The 7592-nt window shown below is 53.6% G+C and carries 7 protein-coding genes; 6 read left to right on the top strand and 1 reads right to left on the bottom strand.

Features of this window, described 5'->3' with window-relative positions; all coding sequences use genetic code 11:
- On the top strand, positions 1-189 hold a 189-nt coding region (locus CO251_RS17670), incomplete at its 5' end, for a hypothetical protein (protein WP_207654700.1).
- A 273-nt stretch (positions 190-462) separates the two neighbouring features.
- Positions 463-795, top strand: a complete 333-nt coding sequence (locus CO251_RS16990; protein WP_146039126.1) for a hypothetical protein — start codon at positions 463-465, stop codon at positions 793-795.
- A gap of 420 nt (positions 796-1215) precedes the next feature.
- Here the strand turns inward: CO251_RS16990 and CO251_RS16985 are convergent, their stop codons facing one another.
- Positions 1216-1587, bottom strand: a complete 372-nt coding sequence (locus CO251_RS16985; RefSeq protein WP_242968673.1) for an SPW repeat protein — start codon at positions 1585-1587, stop codon at positions 1216-1218.
- A 569-nt stretch (positions 1588-2156) separates the two neighbouring features.
- Between CO251_RS16985 and CO251_RS16980 the strand changes: the two genes are divergently transcribed.
- From CO251_RS16980 to CO251_RS16965, 4 genes are all read left to right on the top strand, one after another.
- A complete protein-coding gene (locus tag CO251_RS16980; protein ID WP_103376989.1) occupies positions 2157-2519 on the top strand; it encodes a dehydrogenase in 363 nt (120 codons plus the stop codon).
- Positions 2520-2605: 86 nt separating this feature from the next.
- Positions 2606-3583: a zinc-binding alcohol dehydrogenase family protein gene (locus CO251_RS16975; protein WP_103376988.1), complete on the top strand. Its 978-nt coding sequence runs from the start codon at positions 2606-2608 to the stop codon at positions 3581-3583.
- Positions 3584-3611: 28 nt separating this feature from the next.
- Positions 3612-4802 carry a CynX/NimT family MFS transporter gene (locus CO251_RS16970; protein ID WP_103376987.1) on the top strand — a complete coding sequence of 397 codons (1191 nt, stop codon included), beginning with the start codon at positions 3612-3614 and terminating at the stop codon, positions 4800-4802.
- Positions 4803-4880: 78 nt separating this feature from the next.
- Positions 4881-7544, top strand: a complete 2664-nt coding sequence (locus tag CO251_RS16965) for a calcium-transporting P-type ATPase, PMR1-type (protein ID WP_103376986.1) — start codon at positions 4881-4883, stop codon at positions 7542-7544.
- The last annotated feature ends 48 nt before the right edge of the window (positions 7545-7592 follow it).

Raw genomic sequence — 7592 nt, 5'->3', positions numbered from 1 at the left:
ACCCCCGAGCAGACGAATCCTGTGAGGACTGCGGGTCCCGTTAGGGGCCGAGAAAAGCCGAAAGAGATTATCGTAGGTTTTTTTAACCAGGACGCGAGGATGATGCCTATGCTTATTGTTGTGGTCACACCCTCGATGATGAAACGCGTGAAGCGTTTGCTCAAGTCGAACGAAAATAAGAAGAAATAACGCCACACGACGCTATTTCCCGAAAGTATTCGTTGGGGGTCTTCAGGCTCTAACGGCTCGCGACCCAAAAGCCTGAAAATCTAAAGCCCCGATTCGTAAAGCTGAACCGGTACCGTCCGAGTTTACCCGACTCGGGCGGTTGTTATGCTTGGGTGTCGCTTACGATTTCGTTATACTACGCTTTCCGTCATTCTGTCAACCAATGCCGCAGCCCGCACACCGTGCGGATCGCGCGGTGCCCATCCGTTTAGACAAAGGGTCCTGTATTATGGAATGTCCACATATTCTCTGCATAACGGGTTAAGGACGATGGAATGGGTGTTGAAAGGCGTTCCGGACCTGTTGCGCTTGGTGTACAGCGCCACTGTGGTCAGCTTCTGGCGCACGGTGCGCAAACAGAATGTGTGGCTCAAGCCCGCCACGATGATGCGCTGCTACACGTTCGGCTCACCGCACGCCCATAACCCCGATGCCGTCGTCCGGGGTTTCTATGCGGCGCTGAAGTCCTGGCGGAAGCGGCGGAAGACCGATCCGCACGCGATTCGGGAGATTGTTAGAGGACATGGCGGGACAGAGCAATACAAGCCCCTCATGGGAAGGCCATGACCCGCTTGAGCAATCAGATCCAATGCACAGAAATGCTACAGAATCAACAAAAGCCCGCCTCTTAAAGGGACGGGATACACCATGTCCAGCCTAGTGAGAACAAAGCAGCCGAAGCCCGTGAACCATCTTATCCCAAGAAATAGCAGGACCGTATTATCGGGAGCCGGATCTTTCCTGGATGGACGTACCTTTTGGGGTCGCAAATCCTAGGGGGCGACCGCGTGCCGTGTTGATAGCCTAACGCCTCAACAACGTGCCCGGCTCGACACGGAGGTGCTCTCTTTACGTGTCTCACAGTCGGTCGCCGAAACGCTCAAACAGACGGCAGAACAATCATTCGGTGTCAATTATGGTACGAGGTGAGATTCGAGACGTCCCATGAAGCAAAAGAGCCGCGTGGTTAGCGGCTCGAATCGCGTGTTATGATGCAACCCGGTGGTTGGGGTGGTCGGGCGTTCGTTCGGCCTGAGAATTCTTCGTGCGCGCCTGCCATAAGCCGCCGACGAAGATTGCTGCACCCAAAATCGTCGTGATAGCGGTGGCCCACCCATGCCGGGTGAAGCTGTAAACAAAAGGAGACAGCCCCAAGTAGAGTCCGAACAAGGCTTCTAGGTAATATACCGAAGGCCGGAACACGTTATCGACCAACTCCCAAAGACTGCCAATCAGAACAAGTCCTCCCAAAATAATGGCCGTCCAGAAATATGGTGAAGAGTGCATGGGGTTTAGAACCCAAGCGGATAGCGCAAACCATGCCCCCATCACGGCCATTGTCCAGTTTCTCCACGTCATGACTCCCACCTCCATGAATTTGAGGATATAAGAAATTCTTGCATATATGATATAGATCAGGGCGCATAATTTGATAAGTCATATGGCGGTGCAAGATCACGAATGGGAGTCGGCTAATCGTGGTTATATGCCAAAATCTGTTTGTTCTACATCTTTTTGCGTTATTTCTCGCTCAATTGCAATATTGTAAGAAGGGGGTGACTTGAGGGAAAGACGATGGCTATGCGTATTAGGCGTTTGGTTCGACCACAACCACGGGCTCGCCACAAAAGTTTTGGATAAAGGGCCTTGAACGCCTTTTCGACGGCATCGCTTGGCCCCTAGAACGCAAGGAACCTGTTTTAATTACCGAACATCTACCCAAAAATGGTAAAGATGCATCATGGAAGCCTGAGAAGTGTTAGGCAATAATGGCTAAGGAACGAGAGTATGCCAAATGCGTCAAGAAAGCCGCGCGAAGGCATAGGTTTTACATGGATGGCTACATTAATAACAAGGACGCACTGGCTTTTTGTAGTACACTACAGATGCGTCAATTATGGGCAGTATCATTCAAGGAGGAATCACAGATGGACGAAATTGATGTCATAGCTATTGGATCGATGCCCGCACATGAACGCGAAGTGGCGATGGGAAAGATGTTTGAGAAGTTGATGGAAATGCCGGAAAGTGAACAGATGAGTGCCTTTGAGGCGCTTATCGGACAAATGGCGGAAAAGGGAACCGACGAGCAATATCGCAATCTTTGCTTGACGAACTTGAAGCTCGCAGCCGGCTTGCCAGACTCTGCGCTTAAGCCATTTTTAATGATGCGCATGAAGGCCGCATCACATCTCTCACCTCCGCTAGCCCAACGCGACATGAAAATGTTGCAAGAAGCGTTGGAGCAAAGCGATCCCGCTATTAAAGAAAAAATCGCGCAAAATATGTAGGACTACATACGGTCTAACAAGACGGCAGCCCGTTGGCTGCTGTCTTTTGCGTTATGCTTAAATTGTTATAGACATAGGAGGGATATGTGCTGAAGGCGATACAGACCGTGCAACCTAACCCAAAAGCCCACGTTCGTCTCGAGGAAATCCCGCGTCCTTCCATAGGACAGGGTGAGCTTTTGATCAAAGTGAAGGCAGCCGCGATTAATCCCAGCGATGTGAGAAACGTTCAAGGAGTCTTTCCTCAGACCCAATTTCCGTGCATTCCGGGAAGGGATTTTGCGGGTCTTGTGGAAGAGGGTCCCAAGGATTGGATCGGGCGACGTGTTTTTGGTTCGGCAAGTTCGCTCGGGTTTATCAAGCCGGGATCGCATGCCCAATATCTTGTGATTTCACATAAGACCGTGGTGCCGTCGCCCGATGACCTTACCGATTATCAACTAGCGGCGTTGGGGGTCCCTTATACGACCGCATGGGAAGGACTGCATACTAAAGCGCAGGTTTCGCGGGGCGAGACGGTGCTCATCATTGGGATAACCGGCGCGGTGGGACTTGCCGCCTTATCCATTGCACGAGCTCAGCAATGCCGCGTGATTGGAGTGGGCAGACGCCAAGAAGCATTGGACATTCTCGGCCTTGACGAGACCGTGGACACCAGCCGACAAAATTTAGTTGAAGTGGTTAAGGAGATGACCCAGGGGAAGGGCGTTGACATCATTGTAGATACCGTAGGAGGATCTACGTTTGCTGACCATGGACAATGCCTTGGTCAGAACGGACGCTGGATTGTGCTGGCTTCGGTGGGGGGACCCACGGTATCGTTTAATGTGGTCGATTTCTATCACCGACAAGCTCACATGTTGGGCGTGGACTCGTTGGCCTTTGAACCCCCAAAAAGTCAGCACATTCTCGCGGCACTGGTGCAGACGGTGGACCATCAGGCTTTATTGCAGCCAGAATTGCATCCGGTGCCTCTCGAAAGTGCACCCGAAATTTATCAAGCAATAGCTGAGGGTAAAGAGCGCCGCAAAGTGATTTTATGTCCTTGGGGTGTAGGAAATTAAGAAAACACAGAGAAAGGGGCCGCATAGGATGAAAGGTTCGGTCGTCCGTCTCGTTGCGGTCTGTTATTTTGTGGGATTAGCAGGGACCATGACGGAGTTTTCCGTCGCGCCGGTGACCCCCGTCTTTCAGCGTCACTTGCATATCTCTTCAGGATCCGCGGGCCTCCTTATGTCCTTATTTGCGTTGGCGACCGTCATCGCGGCGTTGCCAGCGGGGCGATTCACCCACCGTTTTGGAGCCAAAGCGACTCAGTTACTGGGGCTGGCTTTATCGGCCATTGGCGCGGTTGTGCTCATGACCGCTTATCACCAAGGCAATTTTCTGGCTGTCTTAGCGGCTCGATTTTTTTCCGGGCTGGGCTTTGGCCTCATCTCCGTCGGGGCGCCCGCTGCCATCTCCCAGCAGGTGCCCGATCGTTACCATGCCGCAGCGATGGGGGTCTGGGCGACATGGGTCCCCGTCGGGAGTGTGGTGATGTTCATCGTGGCCCCTTTACTAGGGCACCTCGCGTCGGTCGCGCCGCTCGAAGACGTTTTGGTGGCGTGTGACATTGTCGCGGCTTTGGCATTGGCTGCAGTACCGATGCGTCGCATTACGTGGGATGGGACGGACTCCGGGGCACCTACGATGTCGCCAGCCATTCGCAATCCGATGCTGTGGGTGGCTTTGGCATTTACCTGTTTCACCTTTGATTTTTTTGCTTTTAATACTTGGGTTACGACATTTTACACCCAGCGCTTTCATTTGACGTTGGTGCATGCCGGATTGATTGCAGCCGTGGTGAGTCTTGTTAATGCCGGCTTTAACGTCATTTCAGGCATGGCCCTATCCCATCCTAAAACCCGGTGGTACCTTGTCTTCGTGGTGCCCGCTTGGATTTTAGCAGGATTATGGGTGATATTTGCCTATGGTTCATGGCCGGTAGTCTTGACGGCCAGCTTATTAACCGGCGCGTTAGGCGGGGTGATTCCGACCTTGATTTTTGCAGCCCCCGGTCGCCTTGCACAATCGCCGCATGATGTACCAGGAGCCATGGCCTTGGTCATCATTGGCGAAAATGTAGGCATTGTGATGGGACCACCGATTTTTGGTGCCGTCATCGAGCCGTTACATTTTGCTTCGGGTTTTTGGGTATTAGGCGCGGTCAGTGTGCTTATGGCATGGGCTTTAAGCCATGCGGTAAGACGCTTGAAGCCTAATACGTCGGCTGTCAGATAATCAGCAAGTAGGCGCCATCTGTTCTGATCTTGTCCTTGGGGACATAGGAATTACCCGAATGGGACAGGAGGGATAGGTGTGGCCGAGCTGTGGCATACCTTAACAGGCGAAGAAACACTCATCCAATTGCGGTCTACTGGCGACCGCGGTCTGAATCAAGCAGAAGCGGACGCCAGGCTTCGGGAAATCGGACTCAATGCGATTGTCGCGGCGGATAAGACGCCATGGTGGAGCATTTTCCTCAGTCAGTTTCAAGACTTTATGGTGCTGGTTCTAATAGGCGCTACCATTGTGTCGTTTCTGCTGGGAGAAGTCGGCGATGCTATCACCATTGTCGCCATTGTGATCATGAATGCGGCGCTGGGGTTTATTCAAGAATACCGGGCGGAAAAGTCGGTGGAAACCTTAAAGCAATTGACAGCCCCTGAAGCGCATGTGGTGCGCGACGGCACCGTGCAGACCATTCGCGCGGAAGAACTGGTTCCGGGCGACGTGATTGAACTCGAAGCGGGCGACCGCATTCCGGCGGACTGTCGGCTGATTGAGGTATGGGGCTTGAAAACCGATGAGGCGGCACTTACGGGGGAATCTCAAAGTGTTCGCAAGACGTTAGCTCCTGTGGAGGACCCAGATGTCCCGGTGGCGGATCGCCGCAATATGGTTTACATGGGAACGGCCGTGTCGCATGGTCGTGGGCGCGCCGTGGTCGTACAAACGGGAATGCAAACGGAGATGGGGACGATTGCCCATCTTATGCGGGAGGCCGTGGAGGACCAAACGCCTTTACAGCGCCGTTTGGAACATTTGGGAAAGATTTTAGTGTATTTGTCCTTGCTCATCGTGTTAGTTGTGGTGGTCACGGGGCTCTTTCGCGGGGAGCCGTTGTACCAAATGTTTCTGACCGGAGTCAGTCTGGCGGTTGCAGCCATTCCTGAGGGACTACCGGCGATTGTGACCATCGCGTTAGCTTTAGGGGTTCAGCGCATGATTCGGGCACATGCTATCGTGCGCCGCCTTCCCGCCGTCGAAACCTTGGGGTGCACGACCGTCATTTGCACGGATAAGACGGGAACGCTCACCAAAAATCAAATGACGGTCACGGCCATGTGGGCAGGGGATAAGATTGTTGAGCCTAGTGCAAGCGCTACTCAAGATCCGACCGTTCGCAAACTCCTGACTAGTGCCGTGTTATGCAATAATGCGGTGGTGGCCCCATCACGCGGGCATGACAGTGACAAAGCCCAAGGCGATCCTACAGAAATTGCTTTGATTTGGGCTGCTGGTGATAGCGGGTTAAGTCCCCAAGATATTGCGCGCGAATATGTGCGGCAAGGCGAGATTCCTTTTGAGTCGGAACGGCAGCGCATGGCGGTCTTGGCCGTGGATCGCCAAAATCACAAGGCGGTGTACGTGAAGGGCGCGCCTGATGTCATTCTTCCCCGGTGCCGGTTTGTTGAACGGGCCGACCGAGTAATCCCTATGGACCGCCGGCTTCAGCAGCAAGCCAGTGAGGTCAATGACCGCATGGCCGACGAGGCTTTGCGCGTGCTGGCCATCGCGTACCGCCCGGTGCGCGGGGATGAATCAGAAGACCAGTGGGAAGAAGACTTGGTCTTGTTAGGTCTCGTGGGCATGATTGACCCGCCGCGCCCCGAAGCGATTCACGCCATTAAAGAGGCGAAACGGGCGGGACTCAGGACTGTGATGATTACCGGGGACCATCCAAAAACGGCTCGGGCCATCGGAGAAAAAATGGGCATGCTTGCGCCACAAGATGAAATTATCACGGGGCCGGAGCTTGACCGCTTAACGGATGAGGAATTGGATGAGCGCGTAGAGCACATTCGTGTGTACGCCCGCGTGTCGCCACCGCATAAGTTGCGGGTGGTGAGAGCGTGGAAAGCAAAGGGTGACGTCGTTGCGATGACGGGCGATGGCGTCAATGATGCGCCGGCTTTAAAAGAGGCTGATATTGGAGTGGCAATGGGCAAAACAGGCACGGACGTGACCAAAGAGGCTTCGGCGATGATTCTGACCGATGACAATTTTGCCACGATCGTCAGAGCCATCGAAGAAGGCCGTGCAATTTATGACAATATCCGCAAGTTCATCCGCTATTTGCTGTCTTGTAACGTCGGGGAAGTGCTGGTGATGTTTTTGGCCGCGTTCTTTGGCCTGCCACTGCCCTTGCTGCCGATTCAAATCCTCTTTGTCAATCTCGTGACCGATGGCTTGCCGGCCATGGCGTTGGGTGTGGATCCGCCGAACCCCGGGGTCATGGACCGTCCGCCGCGTTCTCCCAATGAAAGCATCTTTGCCCGGGGATTAGGGACAAAAATTGCCTTTCGGGGGATTTTGATTGGCGTGAGTACGTTGCTGGTGTTTGTATGGTCGATGAGCATCTGGGGGATGGGTTTGCGAGAAGCGCGGACCATGGCCTTGGGGACCTTAATTTTAAGCCAGTTGTTTCATGTCTTTGATGCACGGGCAGAAGACCGGAGTTTCTTGGAGATTGGTCTCTTCTCGAATATTTGGGCCGTTTTAGCTGTGGCGTCATCCATTGCCATGCTGGTCGCCATTATCTACGTGCCCGCGTTGAGCACGCTCTTTAAGACCGACCCATTAAGTGCGATGGATTGGCTCGTGGTGATCCTCGCCTCAGGCTTCATTCAGTTGCTGGCCGCCGTGCGTGACGTCGTCTTGCGCCCTATTCGCCGCGTAGTAAGGGGCACAGCTTCCTAGAGGAGATCCGAAATAATAATCGCAATAGGGCATAGGTCAGTTTTCGAG

Origin of the sequence: Sulfobacillus sp. hq2 (assembly GCF_002903155.1) — a bacterium.
In the GTDB taxonomy this organism is placed as follows: Bacteria; Bacillota; Sulfobacillia; order Sulfobacillales; family Sulfobacillaceae; genus Sulfobacillus; species Sulfobacillus thermotolerans.
The sequence above is the reverse complement of the archived record's forward strand: the minus strand, read 5'-3'. Positions and strand labels throughout refer to the sequence as shown.